Origin of the sequence: Mesorhizobium sp. 131-3-5, assembly GCF_016756575.1 — a bacterium.
Taxonomy (GTDB): Bacteria; Pseudomonadota; Alphaproteobacteria; order Rhizobiales; family Rhizobiaceae; genus Mesorhizobium; species Mesorhizobium jarvisii.
The window spans coordinates 4,394,561-4,412,073 of the sequence record NZ_AP023254.1 but is presented as its reverse complement, the minus strand read 5'-3'; the positions used below and the strand labels follow the sequence as shown (position 1 = coordinate 4,412,073).

Sequence of the window (17,513 nt, the reverse complement as noted above, 5' to 3'; positions counted from 1 at the left end):
TCTTCGCTGATAGGGGGCAAAAATCGTGCGCAAACTCATTCTTTCTCTTGCATTGCTCGGCCTTGCGGCCGTGCCCGCGGCAGCTCAGTCGATCGGTGGAACCTACACCGTCGCCGGCACCAATTTCGACGGATCGAAATATGATGGCGAAGCCACCATTACCCTGACCAGCGGGACGACCTGCGCGATCCACTGGGAGACTGGCGGCTCTTCCTCCGACGGCATCTGCATGCGCAACGACGATGCATTCTCCGCCGGCTATGTCATGGGCAAGGACATCGGCCTCGTCGTCTACAAGGTCGAGGATGACGGCTCGCTGCATGGCCTTTGGACCATCGCCGGCAAGGAAGGCAACGGCACCGAAGTGCTGACGCCGAAGAAATAGACATAACCACGCCTCCCGACCAGATTGGCGCCGAATTGAGGACGTGATTTCATGCCGGCACCGGCGAATGCCCCGGTCCTGGCCCAGCCCTTTGCCATTGCTGTTTCGTGGCGGGCTGTTACAGGCTTGCTTGCCCAAGCAACCGGTAGATGTCTTGCCTCTTTCCCCCAATCTTCGCGGCGCGTTGTTCATGATGGTGGCGATGGTTGGCTTCACGCTCAACGACGCCATCACCAAATACTCTTCGGAATCGATGAACATGGCGCAGGTCATGCTGATCAGAGGAGCCTTTGCCTCGCTCTTCGTCGGCCTGCTGGCATGGCAACGCGGCGCGCTTTTGCAGCCGCGCCTGATGCTGCAGCCGCTGGTGGCAATCCGCGTGCTGGGCGAAGCTGGCGCCACCGTGTCATTCCTGGTCGCGCTTGCCCATTTGCCGATCGGCAGTGTCTCGGCCGTTCTTCAGGCGCTGCCGCTGGCGGTGACGATGGGGGCCGCACTGTTTTTCGGCGAAGTGGTCGGCTGGCGACGCTGGCTGGCGATCGCAGCCGGTTTTGCCGGCGTACTGGTCATCGTGCGGCCCGGCTTTGATGGCTTCAGCATCTATTCCCTTTGGGCGCTGGCCAGCGTCGCCTGCTGCACCGTGCGCGACCTCGCCACCAAGCGCATTCCCCAAACCATACCGACCATGCTGGTCTCGACCGCGACGGCGCTGGCAATGACCGTCGTCGGGGCGATGCTGTTGTCGCCGATGGGTGGCTGGACGCCGATGACCGGCAAGACCACGGCGTTGCTGGCGCTGGCCGCGGTGCTGGTGCTTATCGGTTATCAATTCATCATCATGGCGATGCGCTCGGGCGAGATCTCCTTCATCGCGCCGTTCCGCTACACCGCGCTGCTCTGGTCCATTCTGCTTGGCTTGATCGTCTTCGGCGACATACCGGACATGCCGATGATCGTCGGCGCGACAATCGTCGTCGGTTCGGGTCTCTACGCGATCTATCGCGAGCGGGTTGTCGGCCGGCGAAGGATCGTCGCCGAAACAACCGGGCCGGCCATGGCGCCGGATGGAATCTAGCCGGGTCTTGTGATTTCCGGCGGCTGGCGTACAGGCTCGATGCATGAGGCGAGATATTGCAGGGATCGTCCTGGCCGGTGGTCAGTCGAGGCGGATGGGAGGCGGCGACAAGAGCTTGTTGCCGCTTGGCGGCGGCAGCGTGCTTGACCAAATCCTGTCGCGCTTTGGCCCGCAGATCGAAACCCTGGCGCTGAGCGCCAATGGCGATCCCGAACGCTTTTCCCGTTTCGGACTGCCCGTGCTTGCCGACACCGTCGAAGGCTTTGCCGGGCCACTTGCCGGAATTCTGACCGGCCTCGAATGGGCAGTTGCCAATACGCCTTGCGAGGCCGTCGTCACTGCTGCCGGCGATACGCCTTTCCTGCCGCTTGATCTTGTCGCGCGCCTTGCGGCGGCGGCCGGCGAACATCCGGGTTCAATCGCCGTCGCCTCCTCGGCCGGTCGGCTGCACCCGACCTTCGCGCTGTGGCCGATGGAGTGTCGCGACGCCTTGCGACATTTTCTGGTTGATGAGGACAACAGGCGCGTTTCGACCTTCATCGAGCGCCGTGGTCACGTCGAGGTCGAATTCCAGCTCGTGCAATCCGCTGGGCTCGATCCTTTCTTCAACATCAATGTGCCTGACGACCTTGCCCAGGCCGGGCGCCTGTTGCAGAGCATGACATCATGAACGTCTTCGGCATCACCGGCTGGAAAAACTCCGGCAAGACCACACTGACCGAAAAGCTGGTCGCGGAGCTTGTGCGGCGCGGCTGGAAGGTCTCGACGGTCAAACACGCCCATCATGATTTCGACATCGACAAGCCGGGCGCCGACAGCTTCCGCCATCGGCAGGCCGGCGCCACAGAGGTCGCGATCGTATCCGGCAACCGCTGGGCGCTGATGCACGAATTGCGCGGCGAGGATGAGCCGCCGCTGCAGAGCATCCTCTCGCGGCTCGCCCCATGCGACATCGTGCTGGTCGAAGGCTACAAGCGCGAATCGCACCGCAAGATCGAAACGCGGCGCCTGGAAGCGAAGGATCGGACGCCGCTTTCAGCGGGTGATCCCAATATTGTCGCCATCGCCGCCGATTTCGCCGTTACGGACAAGAGCCTGCCGGCATTCGACCTCGACGACGTAAAATCGATAGTCGACTTCATCGAGCGCACCACCGGCCTCGTTGCTTAAGATGTAACGTAACGGCAGAACCCCATTGCCGATTTCGGTGGTTTTGCAGTTGCTTTTTTCTTGGAAAGAGTGGGAGTATCGCTTCAGCGGGCGGTCAAAAGCACCGCCCCATAGAGCCGTTTCGGAACGACGGCCGGGACCATTAAAGAGAGGACTATCATGCGTATTGCACTGCGTATCGCGCTCGCCGCATCGGCTGCGCTGCTGACGCTCGGCGTCGCCCAGGCCCAGGAAAAGACCCTGCGGATCGGCACCGAAGGCGCCTATCCCCCGTTCAACAACCTCACCTCCGACGGCAAGCTCGTCGGCTTCGACATCGACATCGCCCAGGCGCTTTGCGATCAGATGAAGGTCAAGTGCACCTTCGTCGCCCAGGATTGGGACGGCATCATCCCGGCACTTCAGGCCGGCAAGTTCGACGCTATCGTCGCCTCGATGTCGATCACGCCGGAGCGCAAGGAGAAGGTCGACTTCACCCACAAATACTACAACACGCCCTCGGCTCTCGCCGTGCCGAAAGACAGCACGCTGAAGGGCGTGACCAAGGAAGATCTGGCTGGCAAGACCATCGGCGTCGCCACAACGACCACCCATTTCAACTATGCCTCGAAGACCTACACCGACAGCACCGTGAAGGGTTATCCGAGCAGCCCCGAGGAGCAGGCAGATCTGGCCAATGGTCGCCTCGACGCCATCGAGGACGATATCGTCGTGCTGCAGCAATGGCTGGACTCGCCTGATGGCGCCTGCTGCAAGATTCTCGGCCAGCCCTCGCCGCAGCCGGTCGAGATCTTCGGGCCGGGCGCCGGCATTGCCGTGCGCAAGGGCGAGACCGACCTGGTCAACAAGCTCAATGAGGCCATCGACGCCATCCGCGCCAATGGAAAATACAAGGAAATCAACGACAAGTACTTCAAGTTCGACGTCTTCGGCGCCGAGTCCTGATAGACAGGATCAAGACGGCGGGGAAATACCCCGCCGTCTTTCTATTCATCCTGGGAACGTCGTGGGGATAACACCTGTCAATGCCAGCCCAAAGCATATGGACACTTCTCAGTTGGGGACCTGATGGCTGGAGTGACGACATTGCCTATGGCGTCATTGTAACGGTTCTGCTTGCGCTGGCGACGCTCCCCATTGGGTTGGCGATCGGTTTTTTCATTGCGCTGGGCAAGCAATCCGAGGAGCCGTCGCTTCGCCTCGCCGCCAATATCTACACCACGGTCTTTCGCGGCCTGCCGGAACTGGTGACGCTTTTCCTGTTCTTCTTCGGCATGCCAATCCTGCTGCAGCATCTCATCCGGTATTTCCGCCCCGAAGCGACCATCGACGTCAACAGCTTCGTCGCTGGCATGATCGTGCTCTCGCTGATCTTCTCGTCCTATGCCAGCGAGGTTTTCCTCTCGGCCTTCCGCGCCATCCCGAAGGGTCAGTATGAGGGTGGTTATTCCATTGGTTTGTCCAAATGGCAGACCATGCGACTGGTGATTTTGCCGCAGCTGCTGCGCATTGCCTTCCCCGGTCTCGAGAATTGCTGGCTTAGCCTTCTCAAGGACACGTCGCTGGTTTCGGTCGTCGGTCTTGCCGAGACACTGCGCAATGCCGGCGTGGCGGCTCGCGTCACCAAGCATTCGTTCCTGTTTTACAGCATTGCGGCTCTGGTCTTTCTCGGTCTGGCCGTCGTGTCATCCTTCGCCACCAGTGCCATCTTGCGCTCGCTTGGCAAACGGGAGGCACAACGATGAGCGCCACCGCCGCCATGGTCGAACGGCCGCCACCGCGGACCCGCGGCTGGCCGCGACCGCGCATCGTCGGCTACGCGCTGGTCTGCCTGTGGATCGCCTTTGGCCTCGGCATCGTCAGCTATCTGTTTTTTGCCTGGAACCCGGCCTTCTTCGCCAAATATGCGCCGGCCTATCTGCGCGGACTGGGCGTTACCCTGTCACTAGTCGCCATTTCGATGGTGCTTGGCGCCGTCCTGTCCATGCCCGTTGCTTACGGGCGTATGTCCAGGAACCGGATCCTGTCCGGTCTTGCCTACTGTTACGTCTATTTCTTCCGGGGCACGCCACTGCTGGTTCAGACCTTTCTGGTCTATTACGGGCTAGGGTCGTTCAGACCGGAGCTCCAGATGATCGGGCTTTGGGATTTCTTCAAGGACGCCTTCAACTGCGGCGTCTTCGCCTTTGCGCTCAACACCGCCGCCTACCAGGCCGAAATCCTGCGCGGCGCCATCGAAAGCGTGCCCAGGGGCCAATGGGAAGGCGCCGCCTCCCTCGGCCTGCACAAATTGCAGACGCTGCGCAAGATCATCCTGCCGCAAGCTCTGATCGTCGCCTTGCGGCCCTACGGCAACGAGCTGATCCTGATGGTCAAGGCATCCGCCATCGTCGCCATCATCACCGTCTACGACCTGATGGGCAATGCAAAACTCGCCTTTGCCAATTCCTTCGACATCCAGGCCTATATCTGGGTGGCCCTGGTGTACCTGGTGATGGTCGAGTTGTTGCGCCATGCGATCGAATGGATCGAGCGCCGGATCACCATCCACCTGAAGCGGTGACCCGTTTTTCGGCTGTGCCAGTCGATCAGACCACAGGCGTCTTGACGAATTGAGCGCAGGGCCTAGAGCTTCCGCAGCAATTTCGTTTCCGTCTGAAGGGCAAGCTTATGGCATCTGTGGCATTTCTCGGTCTTGGCGTTATGGGCTACCCCATGGCCGCGCACCTCAGGAACAAGGGTGGCCACGACGTCACCGTCTATAACCGCACCAAGGCCAAGGCCGAGCAATGGGTCGGCCAGCATGGCGGCAGCCTTGCGGTGACGCCGGCGGAGGCCGCGAAGGACAAGGACTTCGTCTTTTCCTGCGTAGGCAATGACGACGATCTGCGCTCGGTGACGACAGGTCCCGAAGGCGCCTTCAAATCGATGAAGAAAGGTTCGGTCTTCATCGACAACACCACCGCTTCGGCGGAAGTCGCGCGCGAACTGGCGGTAGCAGCGGAGGCAGGTGGATTTTCATTTCTCGACGCGCCGGTCTCCGGTGGCCAGGCCGGCGCCGAGAACGGCGTTCTGACCGTCATGGTCGGCGGCGACCAGGCTGCCTTCGACAGAGCGAGGCCCGTTATCGACGCCTATGCCCGCATGGTCGGGCTGATGGGGTCGGCGGGCGCTGGCCAGCTCACCAAGATGATCAACCAGATCTGCATCGCCGGGCTGGTGCAGGGATTGTCGGAGGGTATCCATTTCGGCAAGAACGCCGGGCTCGACATCGAGAAGGTGATCGAGGTGATTTCCAAGGGGGCTGCCGGTTCCTGGCAGATGGAAAACCGCCACAAGACGATGAATGCCGGCAAATATGATTTCGGCTTTGCCGTCGACTGGATGCGCAAGGATCTCGGCATCTGCCTGGCGGAGGCCGACCGCAACGGCGCCAAACTGCCGGTGACCGCGCTTGTCGACCAGTTCTACAAGGATGTGCAGGCCATGGGCGGCAAGCGCTGGGACACGTCCTCGCTGCTGGCGCGCCTGGAGAAGTAGGGGGCGCGATGGCCGAGCTTTCGCCCCAATCGAGTGCCGACGAAATCGTCGCGCATCTGCGCTCGATCGGCTCGGAGGAAAATCGTCTCGGCATGCTGCGCTACGGCATCAAGATCGACCGCGCGCTTGGAATCCCGCATGGCATTCAGCGGCAGATCGCCCCGAAGATCAAACGCAACCACGAGCGCGCCTTTGAGCTGTGGGCGTCAGGCATCATGGAGGCGCAGTTCATCGCTTCCGTCACGGCCGACCCGAAGCGGTTTTCCGCCAGGGATGCCAGGCAATGGGCGTCGAGTTTCGACTCCTGGGATATTGTCGATGGCGTCTCGGATCTCTTCGTCGATACGGACGCCTGGAAAGAGCTGATCGGCGAGTTCGCGGCCGATGAACGGGAATTCGTTCGACGCACGGCTTTCGCCATGATGGCCTGGTCTGTCGTGCACCGCAAGGAAGAGCCGGAGGCGACTTTTCTCGCCTTCCTGCCGATCATCGAAGCGCATGCCACTGACGAGCGCAATTTCGTCAAGAAGGCTGTGAACTGGGCGCTTCGTTCGATCGGCAAGCGATCGATGGCTATGCACGGTGCTGCCCTTGCTGTCGCCGAAAGGCTCGCGCGATCGACCGACAAGACGGCACGCTGGAACGGCAAGAATGCCGTGAAGGAACTGACCGATGCCAAAACGCTCGCGCGGATCGCCGCCAGAAAAATTTGACCTCGCCAATATCCGCTTTACCGAGGTGACGCTGGCGACCCGTGGCAGATTCGAGACGTTGTTCGAGCAGCCAGGTGCGCCAAAATACTGCTGGTGCATGGCCTGGCGGCACTCTGGCCGCGAGCATATCCAGAACGACTAGAAGAAGCGGCAGATGATGACGCTCATCGATGCCGGAACCCCTGTCGGCATCCTCGCTGAGATCGACGGCAAGACCATTGCCTGGTGTTCGGTCGCTCCGCGCGAGACCTATCGCAAGCTGTCAAAGCGGCAGGATGACAGCGAGACGGGTGTATGGTCGATCGTCTGCTTCTATGTGCCGAGGGCTTTGCGCGGCGGCGGCCTTGCTTCGGCCTTACTTGATGCAGCCATCGATCATGCCTTTGCCAAGGGCGCGCGCATCATCGAGGCCTATCCCGTGGCCGAAGCGTCGCCGAGCTACCGTTTCATGGGCTTTCGCGACATGTTCGCGTCGCGCGGCTTCTACGAGCCCGGCATGGCCGGTTCTCGCCGACATGTGATGCGGCTCGAGCATTGACGTCATTTGGCATGGCGTCTTTACTCGCCTGCAAAGGGAGCGGCCATGAACCATTTCACGTCAATCACAGGGCTCGCGGCCGCGTTGTCTCTCTGCGCGGCCGGCGCCTCGGCCGAGACCATGCACATCTTCTGGAAGGACTTGCGCCCGGCCACCCAGGCGGTCGCCGAAGACGCAGGCCTGCCGATGATCGCGGCTAAACTGCCGGATCATGGCGAGACACTGTCCGTCGGCCTGCAGGACAAGACCATACAATTAGCCGGCTATGCATTGCCGGTCGATCGCGATGGTGACCTCGTCTACCAGTTCCTGCTGGTGCCGTGGACGGGCGCGTGCAGCCACATGCCGACGCCGCCGCCCAATCAGATCGTGCTGGTCACGCCAGCCCATCCCTACAAGATGTCGCAAGCCTACCAGTCGGTCGCCATCACCGGCGCTCTGAAACCGGACATGGAGAAAAGCCAGTTGTTCATTTTGGATGGCGTCAGCGTCATCCAGTCCGGTTACAGCGTGCGCAAGGCGGATGTGATCGGCGTCGACACCGTGCCGGACACCGTCACCCTGCCGGTGAACTCGCCCTGGAGTTTCCTCAACAAGAAGAAGAACTGAGCGGGCGCCGCCCGCTCAGGCGGCGTTGGCGCCGGATTCCTTGTCCAGCACCATGTAGTCGAGCGGGATTTCGGTCGTGTACTTTATCTGCTCCATGGCGAAGGACGACGACACGTCACGGATTTCGATCTTGGCGATCAGCCGCTTGTAGAAGGCGTCGTAGGCGGCGATGTCGGGCACCACGACACGCAAGAGATAGTCGACGTCGCCGCTCATGCGGTAGAACTCGACCACCTCGGGAAACTCTTGGATGACCTCGGAAAAGCGGCGCAGCCATTCGTGGCTGTGCGAATTCGTGCGGATGGAGACGAAAACGGTGACCCGCACATTGACCTTCTCGTGGTCGAGAATGGCGACGCGCCGCTTGATGACGCCCTCCTCCTCGAGCTTTTGGATGCGGCGCCAGCAGGGCGTGGTCGACAGGCCGACTTTCTTGGCGACATCGGCCACCGCGAGGGTCGCGTCCTCCTGCAGGAGGCGGAGAATTTTTCGGTCAAGGCGGTCCATTAGAGGCTCCTGAGGAATAGTTTGGCTATATTCCCCTTTATTCGGGGCTTTCACAAGAAAGAAATTCTGCCAATCACTATGAAAGCGAGTGATTTCTTGCTGAATGCCTAGCCAAGGCGATAGCGGATTTCCGAGCGCAGGAAAGGCAGCAAATCCATTTCAAACCACGGATTCTGCTTCAGCCAGCCGCTGTTGCGCCAGGATGGATGCGGCAGCGGCAGCACTTTTGCGCCGACTGAATTCTCCCAGATGGCGCGCCAGTCCATCACCGTTTCGGTCAGCGAAGGGCGGCGCGCGGCGCCCATATGCCAGGACTGCGCGTAGATGCCGATCGTCAGCACCAGGTCGATCCGAGGCATCAGCGCCATCAGGGGCGCACGCCAGGCCGGCGCGCATTCGCGCCTTGGCGGCAGGTCACCACCCTTGGCATCCTGGCCGGGAAAGCAGAAGCCCATCGGCACGATGGCGAATTTCTCGATGTCGTAGAACTCGTCGCTGGTCACGCCGAGCCAGCTGCGCAGGCGGTCGCCCGAAGCATCGGTGAACGGCATGCCCGACAGGTGCACCTTGGTTCCCGGCGCCTGGCTGGCAATCAGGATGCGGGCACTGGACGAGGGCCGCAGCACGGGCCGCGGCTCATGCGGCAGCGGCTTTCCGACGGGGCTTTCGGCACAGATGCGGCAAGCCCGGACTTTTGCGGCAAAATTGTCCAGTTCCAGGCTCAAGCGGCGGCACTCGGCCGGCTGGAGATCGCCTGATGCCAACGCAAGACATTGGTGCACTCCTCCGGCACCTTGATGCGCGCCGGCTTCATGAAGTCGATTGCGATCAGGCCGGTGATGTCGGCAATCGAATAGCTGTCGCCGGCGGCGAATTCCCGCTTCGCCAACTCGCCATCGAGGATTCTCAGGAACTCCAACGCCTTCGGCTTGTTGGCCTCACCCCATTCAGGGATTTGCGGGATTTCCCATTCCTTCATGGCCGGATGAATGTGGCGAAAGGCCTGCGCGACGCAGCTGAGCAGATTGAACTCCATCCGTCTCTGCCACATCTCGACCTGTGCCTTGCCGAGTGCGCCGCGTCCGAACAGGGCCGGCTCCGGATGCAACTCCTCGAAATACCGGCAGATGGCGACGGATTCGGTGATGACGGTGCCATCGTCAAGCTCCAGCACCGGCAAGCGCCGCAAAGGGTTGCGCGAGCTCACCGTTTGGCCCTTGTGCTCCAGCGCGCCCATGTCGACGGGCACCAGCGGAACCGCGATCCCCTTTTCGACGAGGAAGACGCGTACCCGCCGCGGATTGGGCGCCCGGCCACCGTCGAAGAGCTTCATTTCGATCCTCCCTTTCCTTCCAAGCCGATACGCCTTACCAGAAGCGAAAAATCTCCCGCACGGCGTCGCCGATCGACGCCAGCGTGCCATGTTTTCGCTCCACCACCTCGCCGTGATGGCTGTCGCGCCAGTCCTGCGGCTGGTCGAACGTACCCGCCCAGATACCGACCTTGGCGGCCCGGGCGGTCGCTTCCTCACTTTCGAAGTCGCCAAAGGCGACCGCCCAGCCCGCCTCGACCTGAGCGCGGTTGAGGTCGGTGCCGCCGGCCTTGCAGTCGCCAAGCAACCGGCCATAGCGGTCCCGCTGCCAGCCGCTGCAGGTGACCGGCCGGCCGGCGATCAGGCGCACCAGCGACTGGCGCGCAAGCGTGCCGCAGGCATAGTCGGCGCCGTTCCTGCGGCAGGTCTGTGTGTATTCCGGGGCGTCGATGCCGCGCATGCGGATGCGCTCGGTGCCGAGCGTAATCGAATCGCCATCATTGATCATGGCAGCGCCTTGAGTCTGGCGCGTCTCCACCCGATCGAGGCGCGCCGCCAACAGGATCAGCAGTCCCAGAATGATGATGGCCAGACCATAGTCCAACACCTTGCGCCACAGGCTGCGCGGCGCCGCGTACCGCCGGCGCGATCTTGGCGACCAGGAACGGCTCATATGGCAAACGGTTGGTTAATCATTCGAACGTAGCTTAACACCTTGGAACCGCTGCACGAATAATTTGAAGTTTTTGATGCCCTTGCAACGCTCGAACACAGCGGACAAGTTCATTGTGGACCGCAGGAAACGGCATCGCAACAGCGATGTCGCGCGTGCGGTGCGCAAGACGCGCGACCGTCTTTCGCAGCAAGCCGGCAATCCCGATTTCGACCGCGAATTGTTGAAACTCCACGCCGGCGCCATGACAAGCGGCGCCGTGGCGATCCCGTTGCTCGTGCTGGCGATCGCCGCTGCCGGCTGGCTCGCCGGCGTCGGCAATGAGATCGGGCTCTGGGCGTTGTTCACGCTCATCTGCTATACGATCGTCGCCTTCATGGCGCGGCGCATCGAGCGCACGGAAGCTGCCGAGCTTAACCCCCTGCAAACGCGACGGGAATTCCTGCTCGGCCATTTCCTTTGTGGCCTCGGCTGGGGCTGGTTCGTCTTGCTCGGCTGCGGCGCCTGCCAGGTCGATCAGTTCCAGGTGGTCAAGGCGGTGGTGCTGCTTTTTGCCATGGCCGGGACGGCGCTCATGGCCTCATCGCTGAGCGGCGCGTTGCTGGCGACTTTCGCCGTGCCGGTGGCGCTCTATGCCTACGTCGCTACCAAGCTGTGGATGCCGGTCGAGGCGGTCCTGGCCGGGCTGCTTGTCCTGTCGCTGCCTTTCTTCGTCTATGTCGCCCGTCAGCTCAACCGCGCCTCGCTGATGGTGTTGTCGTTCCGCTCCGAAAAGGATGCGTTGATCGCCGAACTGGAGACAGCGAAGTCCATGTCGGACGAGGCGCGGCGGCGGGCCGAGGATGCCAATCTGGCAAAGTCGCGTTTCCTCGCTTCGATGAGCCATGAATTGCGCACGCCGCTCAACGCCATTCTCGGCTTTTCCGAGGTGATGGCGAACGAAGTGCTGGGGCCGATGAGCAATCCCACCTATCGGGACTATGCCCATGACGTGCATGATTCCGGCCAGCACCTGCTCGACCTGATCAACGAGATCCTCGACCTGTCGCGCATCGAGGCCGGTCGCTACCAGCTCAACGAAGAGCCGGTGATGCTGCTGAACATCGTCGAGGATTGCTGCCACATGATGGAGTTGAAGGCGCGCAACAAGGATATCCGCGTCATCCAGGATTTCGAACAGACATTGCCGCGACTGTTCGCCGACGAGCGTGCCGTACGCCAGATCACGCTCAACCTTCTGTCCAATGCCATAAAGTTCACTGCCACCGGCGGCGAGATCCGCGTCCGTGTCGGCTGGACGGCGGGTGGCGGGCAATACATCTCCGTCAAGGACAATGGTCCGGGGATTCCCGAGGACGAGATCCCGGTCGTGCTCTCCGCTTTCGGCCAGGGCTCGATCGCCATCAAGAGCGCCGAACAAGGCACCGGGCTCGGTCTGCCGATCGTGCAAGGCCTGCTTGCCATGCATGGCGGCGAATTCGAGCTACATTCCAAGCTGCGCGAAGGCACGGAGGCGATTGCCATCTTCCCGCTGAGCCGGGTGATGGAAGAACTGCCGGCTCTGCCAACCGCGGCGGTGGCGGCGCGACGGCGGTAGGCGACCCCAGCGACTTGCCTCCATTCCGCCTCAAAGGGGACCGCGGACCGCAATGACCGCAGATTGGGATGCCAGCAGCGTCGAAATCAAATCGCAACGGCTTCGCCTCAAGCCCTTTACGGCCGTTGATGCTGACGAAGTCTTTGCCGCCATCACGCCCGCAATCACCCGTTTCATGCAGTGGGAACCGCCTCGATCATCAACGGCCTTTGCCGAGGTATGGCGATCCTGGTTGGCGCCGATCCTTGAAGGATCGGATCTGCATTTTGTTGTGCGCTCACTGGTGGACGATCACTGTCTGGGACTTGTCGGCCTTCACGCGGCAAAGACGGCCTGGCCCGAAATCGGAATTTGGATAACGGAGGACGTCCATGGAAACGGCATCGGCCGGGAGGCCGTCGCCGCCGTGGTGACATGGGCGTCCGAGGAACTCGATCCGGATGGCTTCGAATATCCTGTCGCCGAAGAGAATATGGCGAGCCGAAGAATTGCGGAAGGCCTTGGCGGTTCAATCGTCGAGACGCGCTCCAATCCGAAATACACCTCGGTCGTCTATCGTCTCCCCAATCCCAGGCGTTGATGCGCCAGGGCGGGAGGCCTCTAGATCCGAACCGCCGCGGCCATGCCTGAACTGGTCAGAGCCGCCGCCTTGACCAGGCCCGCGCCAAGTGCTGCCCCTGCCCCTTCGCCATGGCTTATGCCGAGGTCAAGCAGCGGGCGGAAGCCAAGCAGTTCGGCGGCCCTGGCATGCGCGGGCTCCGGCGACAGGCTGGCGAGAAGACAGTGATCGAGGGCTCCAGGGCTCGCGGCATAAAGCACCGCCGCGGCAGCCGTTGCGGCAAAGCCGTCGAGCAGCACGGGTATCTCCTGCATCCGCGCGGCGAGAATGGCGCCGGCTATCGCGGCGAACTCGCGGCCGCCGACCCGGCGCAGCACTTCCAGCGGGTCGTCGAGATGGCCGTGGTGAAAGGCCAGCGCCGCATCGACCACATCGGCCTTGCGGACCTGCATCGCCGCGTCGGCGCCGGATCCCGGGCCAACCCAGTCGGCACCCCTGCCCCCGAACAGCGCGGCAAGCAAAGCGGCGGCGACGGTGGAATTGCCGACGCCGAGATCGCCGAGGCAAAGCAGGTCGGTGCCGCCCGCGATCGCTTCCATGCCGAAAGCCATGGTCGCCGCGCATCCGCGCTCGTCAAGCGCGGCATCCTCTGCGATGTCGCCGGTCGGGATATGCAGGGCAAGATCGAACACCTTCAATCCCAGATCATAGGCAATGCAGATCTGGTTGATCGCCGCACCGCCTGCCGCGCAAAGCTCGACGGCGTTGGCGGTTGCCGCCACCGGGCGCGGCGAAATGCCATGACGGGTCACGCCGTGATTGCCGGCAAAGACTGCCATCAGCGGCCGTGTTGCCGCGGGCGGAGCCCGGCCGCTCCACGCGGCAAGCCACGCCGCGATGTCCTCGATGCGGCCGAGCGAATGCACTGGCTTGTCGGCCTTGGCAAACAGCGCGCGCACGCGCGCTTCGGCTTTGAGGTCGGCCGCCGGCAGATTGTCGAGCAAGTTGCGAAAGTCGTCGAAAGGCAGAGCGCTGGTCATGTTGTGAGCAATCATTCCTGGATTTCGTGAGCGGCATAGCCGCGTTGCGTGATCGGCACAACCTCTCCCAAACATCCGCCTTGATTGCCGCAAAGATGGCCTGGGAAGACGCGATCGCGAGGGCTTGCATTGGCTTTGCCGTTGCACCATGTGGAGGTGGAAGAGCGGAGTCCGCACGGATCCCGCGAGAGAAAGTCATGACGGCCATCGAATCCCCCTGCATCCTGGTCTGCTCGATCGACATGAAAACCGGCTTCTGCTTCGGTTGCGGCCGCACGCGCGAGGAAATCGGCGCCTGGATGGGGATGACGCCCGAAACGCGCCGCAATGTGATGGCCGAACTGCCGGCCCGACTGGAAACGGTCGAGCGCCGGCCGCGCCGCGAAACGCGCCGCACGCGCATGGCGCGCGAACGCGACGCACTCTAGGGCAGTTCACCGTTTCACGGAAAACGGCGAACCGCACTAACTCTTTGTTTTAACGCAATTCTCATGGGAAAACCGTTCACGCTGTTCCTGGAATTGCTCTAGCGAGGCACGGATGAGCAGCCGACTGTTCTGGATTCTGATGGCGGTGATCGGCGTGGGCGCGGCCCTGCTCGTGCTCAATGATTCCGCCGGCAGCACGCTTGGGGTCGAGAATTACGATTTTGGCCGGCTGATCTGGCTTGGCGCCTTCGGCGCCTTGATCGGCGCCGGCCTGCTGCGATCAGGCCGCCCGTTGGGCGACATGGCCCGCAGTTTCGGCGCCTGGGCGGCAATCGTGCTGGCTCTGATCGCCGGCTACCAGTACCGCTACGAACTGCAGGACATCGCCAGCCGGGTGACCGCGGGGCTCGTTCCCGGCAGCCCGCTGGCGCTTGGCGTCGAAGACGGCCACGCCACGGTGACCCTCGACAAGGCCGACAATGGCCATTTCGAAGCGCGCATCCTGGTCAACGGCAACCCGGTTCGAGCCGTTGTCGACACCGGCGCGACCAGCACGGTGCTGACGTCGGAAGATGCGCAAGCCGCCGGCTTCAATCCGGCCGCGCTCAATTACACGATACCGGTTTCGACAGCCAACGGCATGGCGCGCGCCGCCGCGGTCAAGACCGATGCGGTGGCGATCGGCGGCATCGTGCGTAAGGACATGCCGGTGATGGTCGCGGCCCCGGGCATGCTGAGCCAGAGCCTGCTCGGCATGAACTTCATCGGCTCGCTGTCGGGCTTCGACGTGCGTGGCGACCGCATGATCCTGCGGGACTGAGCTCAGGCCGCCTCGGCCGCCCCTCCACCGAATTCGACTGCCGCGAAAGCCGTCTTCAGCACGTCAGGCCCGGCACCGGGCCGGTTAGCGTCGGTCGACAGGATCTGGCGGTAACGGCGAGCACCCGGCAATCCGTGGAACAACCCGACCATGTGGCGGGTGACATGGCCGAGCCGCCCGCCCTGTTCGATGTGACGCGCCGCATAGTCCGCCATGGCATCGATCAGTCCGGCGAAATCGAACGCCTCGGGCTTCGCGCCGTAGAAGCCGGCGTCGACGCCCGCCAGAATACCTGGCGTGTGGTAAGCGGCGCGGCCAAGCATGGCGCTGTCGACATGATCGAGATGCGCGCGTGCCTCCTCAAGCGACTGAATGCCGCCATTGATGCCGATGAATTTGCTCGGTTTTCCAGCCTTCAGCCGATAGACCCTGTCATAATCGAGCGGCGGGATGTCGCGGTTTTCCTTGGGGCTCAACCCCTCCAGCCACGCCTTGCGCGCATGCACCCACAAGGCGTCGGCGCCGGCCGTGAAAACCCCGTTCGCCAGCGCATCCAGCGCCGGCTCCGGATCCTGTTCGTCGACGCCGATGCGGCACTTGACGGTGACGGGTATTGCCACCGCCGCCTTCATTGCCGCGACGCAGTCGGCGACGAGGTCGGGCACCTTCATCAGGCAAGCGCCGAACGTGCCCGACTGGACGCGATCGGACGGACAGCCGACATTGAGGTTGATCTCGTCATAGCCGAAGGCTTCGCCAATGCGCGCCGCCTTGGCAAGTTTCGCCGGATCCGAGCCGCCGATCTGCAGCGCGACCGGATGTTCCACCGCATCAAAACCGAGCAGCCTTTCGCGCGCGCCCTGTATGACCGCGTCGGCCACCACCATTTCGGTGTAGAGCAGCGCATGGCTCGTCAGCTGACGATGGAAGAACCGGCAATGCCGGTCCGTCCAGTCCATCATCGGGGCCACGGCCACTCTATGATCTTGATTTTTCAGCATTTTTTCTTTAACATCAAATTGTTAGCCGGAAGCGCGGCCACGCCACATTACGCCAGAATACGACCCTTTTCGCCACGTTTCGATCTCTCACTGCACACGGAGCGCACACGAAAAAATGGCCACCTACACAAAACTCTCATCCGGCTCCTGGCGTGTCCAAGTCCGTCGCAAAGGTCGCTATGTCAGCGAGACCTTCTTGCGCCGAGACGACGCCCGGCGCTGGGCGACCGAAACCGAGCGCCAGGTCGATCGCGGTGAGACGCCAACCAAGTCCCGCATAGCGCGCCTGAAAACCTTCGGCGAACTCATCGACCTTCATATCGACGACATGTGCGATGTAGGCAAGTCCCCTCGCCGATCCAAGGCCGCCGCCCTCGATATGCTCCAAAGACATCTGGGGAAGTGCAACATAGCGGCTCTCGATCGCGAACGGCTCATTCGCTTTGGTCGAGATCGTGCCGCCCAAGGTGCCGGACCCATGACTCTCGGTATCGATATCGGCTTTGTAAAACTCATTCTGGCTCATGCCGCTGCGGTTCACGGCCTGCCCGTCAAGGTCGAACCGGTTGATCTGGCGCGTATCGCCCTAAAGAGGCTTGGTCTCGTTGGGAAAGGCAATCAGCGCGACAGGCGGCCGACCCAGGATGAGCTCGACAGACTGATCGCTCACTTCGATGCAAACCCTCGTCAGATGGCACCGGTCAGCCAGATCATACGTTTCGCCGTCGCAACCGCGATGCGCCAGGAGGAAATCTGCAAGGCACGTTGGTCCGATTTGGAAACTCGCACGCGGATGCTTCTCATCCGTGACCGGAAAGACCCGCGGAACAAGAGCGGCAACAATCAGCGTATACCGCTGTTCGCGGCTACCGGTTACGACGCGTGGACCATTGTTGAGGAGCAGCGCGCCAAGCGAAGCAACGACGACGATCGAATTTTCCCATTCAATCACAGGTCAGTCGGCACCGCCTTCCGCCGAGGGTGCGGTGAACTGGGCATCCATGACCTTCATTTTCACGACTTGCGGCATGAAGGAACGAGCCGCCTATTCGAAGCTGGGTTCACAATCGAACAGGTAGCGCTGGTTACAGGGCACAAAGATTGGAAGATGCTGAGACGCTACACACATCTAAAGCCGGAGATGCTTCATACTATCCAAGCTGCGAAGGCTGCATAGTTGAGGCTCGAGCGGCGGCAACACTGGTTGGTCCATCCTAAGCGCAATGTTTGCGCAACCATGGCGAGGCTTCGAACGATCAGCGGATTGAACTCTGATTTCTATTAACGATTTCAATCAGTTACGGAATGCTTTGTAACTCAGTTACGGAATGCTTTGTAACGTTGTGACGACCCGCGAAATGATCAAAAGAAGACGGCTGCCGAGGACGCCTCAATCAGCATCGAGTGCCCTGTCCGAGCGCGAAGAACCTTCGCTTGTAAAAGGCGCGCGTTGGCCATCACCACACTGATCCGAACGGCTCGTGATCAGAACGTCAGTGCGTGAAAGCACTTGTAGCTAAACTAGTTTCAACACGCATTGAACGCC

The 17,513-nt window shown here is 61.9% G+C and carries 24 protein-coding genes; 17 read left to right on the top strand and 7 right to left on the bottom strand.

Features of this window, described 5'->3' with window-relative positions:
• Positions 1-25: 25 nt before the first annotated feature.
• The 12 genes from JG747_RS21405 to JG747_RS21355 all read left to right on the top strand — a co-directional run bounded on the left by JG747_RS21405 (position 26) and on the right by JG747_RS21355 (position 8,030).
• The gene (locus JG747_RS21405; RefSeq protein WP_038646786.1) at positions 26-385 is read left to right on the top strand and encodes a hypothetical protein; all 360 of its coding nucleotides are present in this window, start codon (positions 26-28) and stop codon (positions 383-385) included.
• Positions 386-539: 154 nt separating this feature from the next.
• Entirely contained in the window at positions 540-1,460 is a 921-nt protein-coding gene (locus tag JG747_RS21400; protein ID WP_202360002.1) for a DMT family transporter, read from the top strand.
• A gap of 43 nt (positions 1,461-1,503) precedes the next feature.
• Positions 1,504-2,130 carry a molybdenum cofactor guanylyltransferase MobA gene (gene mobA, locus JG747_RS21395; RefSeq protein WP_019858118.1) on the top strand — a complete coding sequence of 209 codons (627 nt, stop codon included), beginning with the start codon at positions 1,504-1,506 and terminating at the stop codon, positions 2,128-2,130.
• Positions 2,127-2,630: a molybdopterin-guanine dinucleotide biosynthesis protein B gene (gene mobB / locus JG747_RS21390; RefSeq protein ID WP_019858119.1), complete on the top strand. Its 504-nt coding sequence runs from the start codon at positions 2,127-2,129 to the stop codon at positions 2,628-2,630. The genes mobA and mobB overlap by 4 nt, the downstream gene beginning before the upstream one ends.
• Before the next feature lie 159 nt (positions 2,631-2,789).
• Positions 2,790-3,575, top strand: a complete 786-nt coding sequence (locus JG747_RS21385) for an ABC transporter substrate-binding protein (protein ID WP_019858120.1) — start codon at positions 2,790-2,792, stop codon at positions 3,573-3,575.
• Between the two features lie 80 nt (positions 3,576-3,655).
• Positions 3,656-4,375, top strand: a complete 720-nt coding sequence (locus JG747_RS21380) for an ABC transporter permease (protein WP_019858121.1) — start codon at positions 3,656-3,658, stop codon at positions 4,373-4,375.
• The gene (locus JG747_RS21375; RefSeq protein WP_019858122.1) at positions 4,372-5,193 is read left to right on the top strand and encodes an ABC transporter permease; all 822 of its coding nucleotides are present in this window, start codon (positions 4,372-4,374) and stop codon (positions 5,191-5,193) included. Before JG747_RS21380 ends, JG747_RS21375 begins: the two co-directional genes overlap by 4 nt.
• Before the next feature lie 107 nt (positions 5,194-5,300).
• Complete coding sequence (locus JG747_RS21370) at positions 5,301-6,170, top strand: NAD(P)-dependent oxidoreductase (protein WP_019858123.1); 870 nt, start codon at positions 5,301-5,303, stop codon at positions 6,168-6,170.
• Positions 6,171-6,178: 8 nt separating this feature from the next.
• Complete coding sequence (locus tag JG747_RS21365; protein ID WP_202360001.1) at positions 6,179-6,883, top strand: DNA alkylation repair protein; 705 nt, start codon at positions 6,179-6,181, stop codon at positions 6,881-6,883.
• Positions 6,843-7,025, top strand: coding sequence for a hypothetical protein (locus JG747_RS37110; RefSeq protein ID WP_244748454.1), 183 nt, complete (start codon positions 6,843-6,845; stop codon positions 7,023-7,025). The genes JG747_RS21365 and JG747_RS37110 overlap by 41 nt, the downstream gene beginning before the upstream one ends.
• A 12-nt stretch (positions 7,026-7,037) precedes the next feature.
• A complete protein-coding gene (locus tag JG747_RS21360) occupies positions 7,038-7,421 on the top strand; it encodes a GNAT family N-acetyltransferase (protein ID WP_244748183.1) in 384 nt (127 codons plus the stop codon).
• A gap of 45 nt (positions 7,422-7,466) precedes the next feature.
• On the top strand, positions 7,467-8,030 hold the full coding sequence (locus JG747_RS21355) for a DUF3299 domain-containing protein (protein WP_019858125.1): 564 nt from the start codon (positions 7,467-7,469) through the stop codon (positions 8,028-8,030).
• Between the two features lie 15 nt (positions 8,031-8,045).
• On the opposite strand, the gene JG747_RS21350 is transcribed toward JG747_RS21355, so the two are convergent.
• From JG747_RS21350 to JG747_RS21335, 4 genes are all read right to left on the bottom strand, one after another.
• Complete coding sequence (locus JG747_RS21350; protein ID WP_006205209.1) at positions 8,046-8,537, bottom strand: Lrp/AsnC family transcriptional regulator; 492 nt, start codon at positions 8,535-8,537, stop codon at positions 8,046-8,048.
• A 107-nt stretch (positions 8,538-8,644) separates the two neighbouring features.
• Positions 8,645-9,319, bottom strand: coding sequence for a uracil-DNA glycosylase family protein (locus JG747_RS21345; protein WP_038646800.1), 675 nt, complete (start codon positions 9,317-9,319; stop codon positions 8,645-8,647).
• Positions 9,259-9,870 carry a glutathione S-transferase gene (locus tag JG747_RS21340; protein ID WP_069092164.1) on the bottom strand — a complete coding sequence of 204 codons (612 nt, stop codon included), beginning with the start codon at positions 9,868-9,870 and terminating at the stop codon, positions 9,259-9,261. The genes JG747_RS21345 and JG747_RS21340 overlap by 61 nt, the downstream gene beginning before the upstream one ends.
• Before the next feature lie 34 nt (positions 9,871-9,904).
• A complete protein-coding gene (locus tag JG747_RS21335) occupies positions 9,905-10,522 on the bottom strand; it encodes a thermonuclease family protein (RefSeq protein ID WP_038646804.1) in 618 nt (205 codons plus the stop codon).
• A gap of 76 nt (positions 10,523-10,598) precedes the next feature.
• On the opposite strand from JG747_RS21335, the gene JG747_RS21330 reads away from it, so the two are divergent.
• Together JG747_RS21330 and JG747_RS21325 are read left to right on the top strand one after the other, a co-directional pair.
• Positions 10,599-12,119, top strand: coding sequence for an ATP-binding protein (locus tag JG747_RS21330; RefSeq protein ID WP_019858130.1), 1,521 nt, complete (start codon positions 10,599-10,601; stop codon positions 12,117-12,119).
• Between the two features lie 52 nt (positions 12,120-12,171).
• The gene (locus JG747_RS21325) at positions 12,172-12,699 is read left to right on the top strand and encodes a GNAT family N-acetyltransferase (protein ID WP_202360000.1); all 528 of its coding nucleotides are present in this window, start codon (positions 12,172-12,174) and stop codon (positions 12,697-12,699) included.
• Positions 12,700-12,719: 20 nt separating this feature from the next.
• Here JG747_RS21325 and JG747_RS21320 read toward each other — a convergent pair whose 3' ends face one another.
• Entirely contained in the window at positions 12,720-13,718 is a 999-nt protein-coding gene (locus JG747_RS21320; RefSeq protein WP_069093418.1) for a nicotinate-nucleotide--dimethylbenzimidazole phosphoribosyltransferase, read from the bottom strand.
• A 197-nt stretch (positions 13,719-13,915) separates the two neighbouring features.
• On the opposite strand from JG747_RS21320, the gene JG747_RS21315 reads away from it, so the two are divergent.
• Both JG747_RS21315 and JG747_RS21310 read left to right on the top strand, forming a co-directional pair.
• On the top strand, positions 13,916-14,146 hold the full coding sequence (locus JG747_RS21315; RefSeq protein ID WP_010909481.1) for a DUF1289 domain-containing protein: 231 nt from the start codon (positions 13,916-13,918) through the stop codon (positions 14,144-14,146).
• Between the two features lie 112 nt (positions 14,147-14,258).
• Complete coding sequence (locus tag JG747_RS21310) at positions 14,259-14,966, top strand: TIGR02281 family clan AA aspartic protease (RefSeq protein ID WP_202359999.1); 708 nt, start codon at positions 14,259-14,261, stop codon at positions 14,964-14,966.
• A 2-nt stretch (positions 14,967-14,968) separates the two neighbouring features.
• Here the strand turns inward: JG747_RS21310 and dusA are convergent, their stop codons facing one another.
• Complete coding sequence (gene dusA, locus JG747_RS21305; protein WP_202359998.1) at positions 14,969-15,967, bottom strand: tRNA dihydrouridine(20/20a) synthase DusA; 999 nt, start codon at positions 15,965-15,967, stop codon at positions 14,969-14,971.
• 136 nt (positions 15,968-16,103) lie between these two features.
• On the bottom strand, positions 16,104-16,433 hold the full coding sequence (locus JG747_RS37105; RefSeq protein ID WP_244748181.1) for a hypothetical protein: 330 nt from the start codon (positions 16,431-16,433) through the stop codon (positions 16,104-16,106).
• Positions 16,434-16,445: 12 nt separating this feature from the next.
• On the opposite strand from JG747_RS37105, the gene JG747_RS21300 reads away from it, so the two are divergent.
• Positions 16,446-17,144, top strand: a complete 699-nt coding sequence (locus JG747_RS21300; RefSeq protein ID WP_244748180.1) for a site-specific integrase — start codon at positions 16,446-16,448, stop codon at positions 17,142-17,144.
• Positions 17,145-17,513: the final 369 nt, after the last annotated feature.

Coding starts and splice junctions, on each gene's coding strand:
- JG747_RS21385 (WP_019858120.1), top strand. CDS start 2,790: ATGCGTATTGCACTGCGTATCGCGCTCGCCGCATCGGCTGCGCTGCTG.
- JG747_RS21310 (WP_202359999.1), top strand. CDS start 14,259: ATGAGCAGCCGACTGTTCTGGATTCTGATGGCGGTGATCGGCGTGGGC.
- JG747_RS21330 (WP_019858130.1), top strand. CDS start 10,599: ATGCCCTTGCAACGCTCGAACACAGCGGACAAGTTCATTGTGGACCGC.
- mobB (WP_019858119.1), top strand. CDS start 2,127: ATGAACGTCTTCGGCATCACCGGCTGGAAAAACTCCGGCAAGACCACA.
- dusA (WP_202359998.1), bottom strand. CDS start 15,967: ATGCTGAAAAATCAAGATCATAGAGTGGCCGTGGCCCCGATGATGGAC.
- mobA (WP_019858118.1), top strand. CDS start 1,504: ATGAGGCGAGATATTGCAGGGATCGTCCTGGCCGGTGGTCAGTCGAGG.
- JG747_RS21340 (WP_069092164.1), bottom strand. CDS start 9,870: ATGAAGCTCTTCGACGGTGGCCGGGCGCCCAATCCGCGGCGGGTACGC.
- JG747_RS21320 (WP_069093418.1), bottom strand. CDS start 13,718: ATGACCAGCGCTCTGCCTTTCGACGACTTTCGCAACTTGCTCGACAAT.
- JG747_RS21380 (WP_019858121.1), top strand. CDS start 3,656: ATGCCAGCCCAAAGCATATGGACACTTCTCAGTTGGGGACCTGATGGC.
- JG747_RS21365 (WP_202360001.1), top strand. CDS start 6,179: ATGGCCGAGCTTTCGCCCCAATCGAGTGCCGACGAAATCGTCGCGCAT.
- JG747_RS21300 (WP_244748180.1), top strand. CDS start 16,446: ATGACTCTCGGTATCGATATCGGCTTTGTAAAACTCATTCTGGCTCAT.
- JG747_RS21375 (WP_019858122.1), top strand. CDS start 4,372: ATGAGCGCCACCGCCGCCATGGTCGAACGGCCGCCACCGCGGACCCGC.
- JG747_RS21360 (WP_244748183.1), top strand. CDS start 7,038: ATGATGACGCTCATCGATGCCGGAACCCCTGTCGGCATCCTCGCTGAG.
- JG747_RS21325 (WP_202360000.1), top strand. CDS start 12,172: ATGACCGCAGATTGGGATGCCAGCAGCGTCGAAATCAAATCGCAACGG.
- JG747_RS37110 (WP_244748454.1), top strand. CDS start 6,843: ATGCCAAAACGCTCGCGCGGATCGCCGCCAGAAAAATTTGACCTCGCC.
- JG747_RS21350 (WP_006205209.1), bottom strand. CDS start 8,537: ATGGACCGCCTTGACCGAAAAATTCTCCGCCTCCTGCAGGAGGACGCG.
- JG747_RS21355 (WP_019858125.1), top strand. CDS start 7,467: ATGAACCATTTCACGTCAATCACAGGGCTCGCGGCCGCGTTGTCTCTC.
- JG747_RS21335 (WP_038646804.1), bottom strand. CDS start 10,522: ATGAGCCGTTCCTGGTCGCCAAGATCGCGCCGGCGGTACGCGGCGCCG.
- JG747_RS21315 (WP_010909481.1), top strand. CDS start 13,916: ATGACGGCCATCGAATCCCCCTGCATCCTGGTCTGCTCGATCGACATG.
- JG747_RS21370 (WP_019858123.1), top strand. CDS start 5,301: ATGGCATCTGTGGCATTTCTCGGTCTTGGCGTTATGGGCTACCCCATG.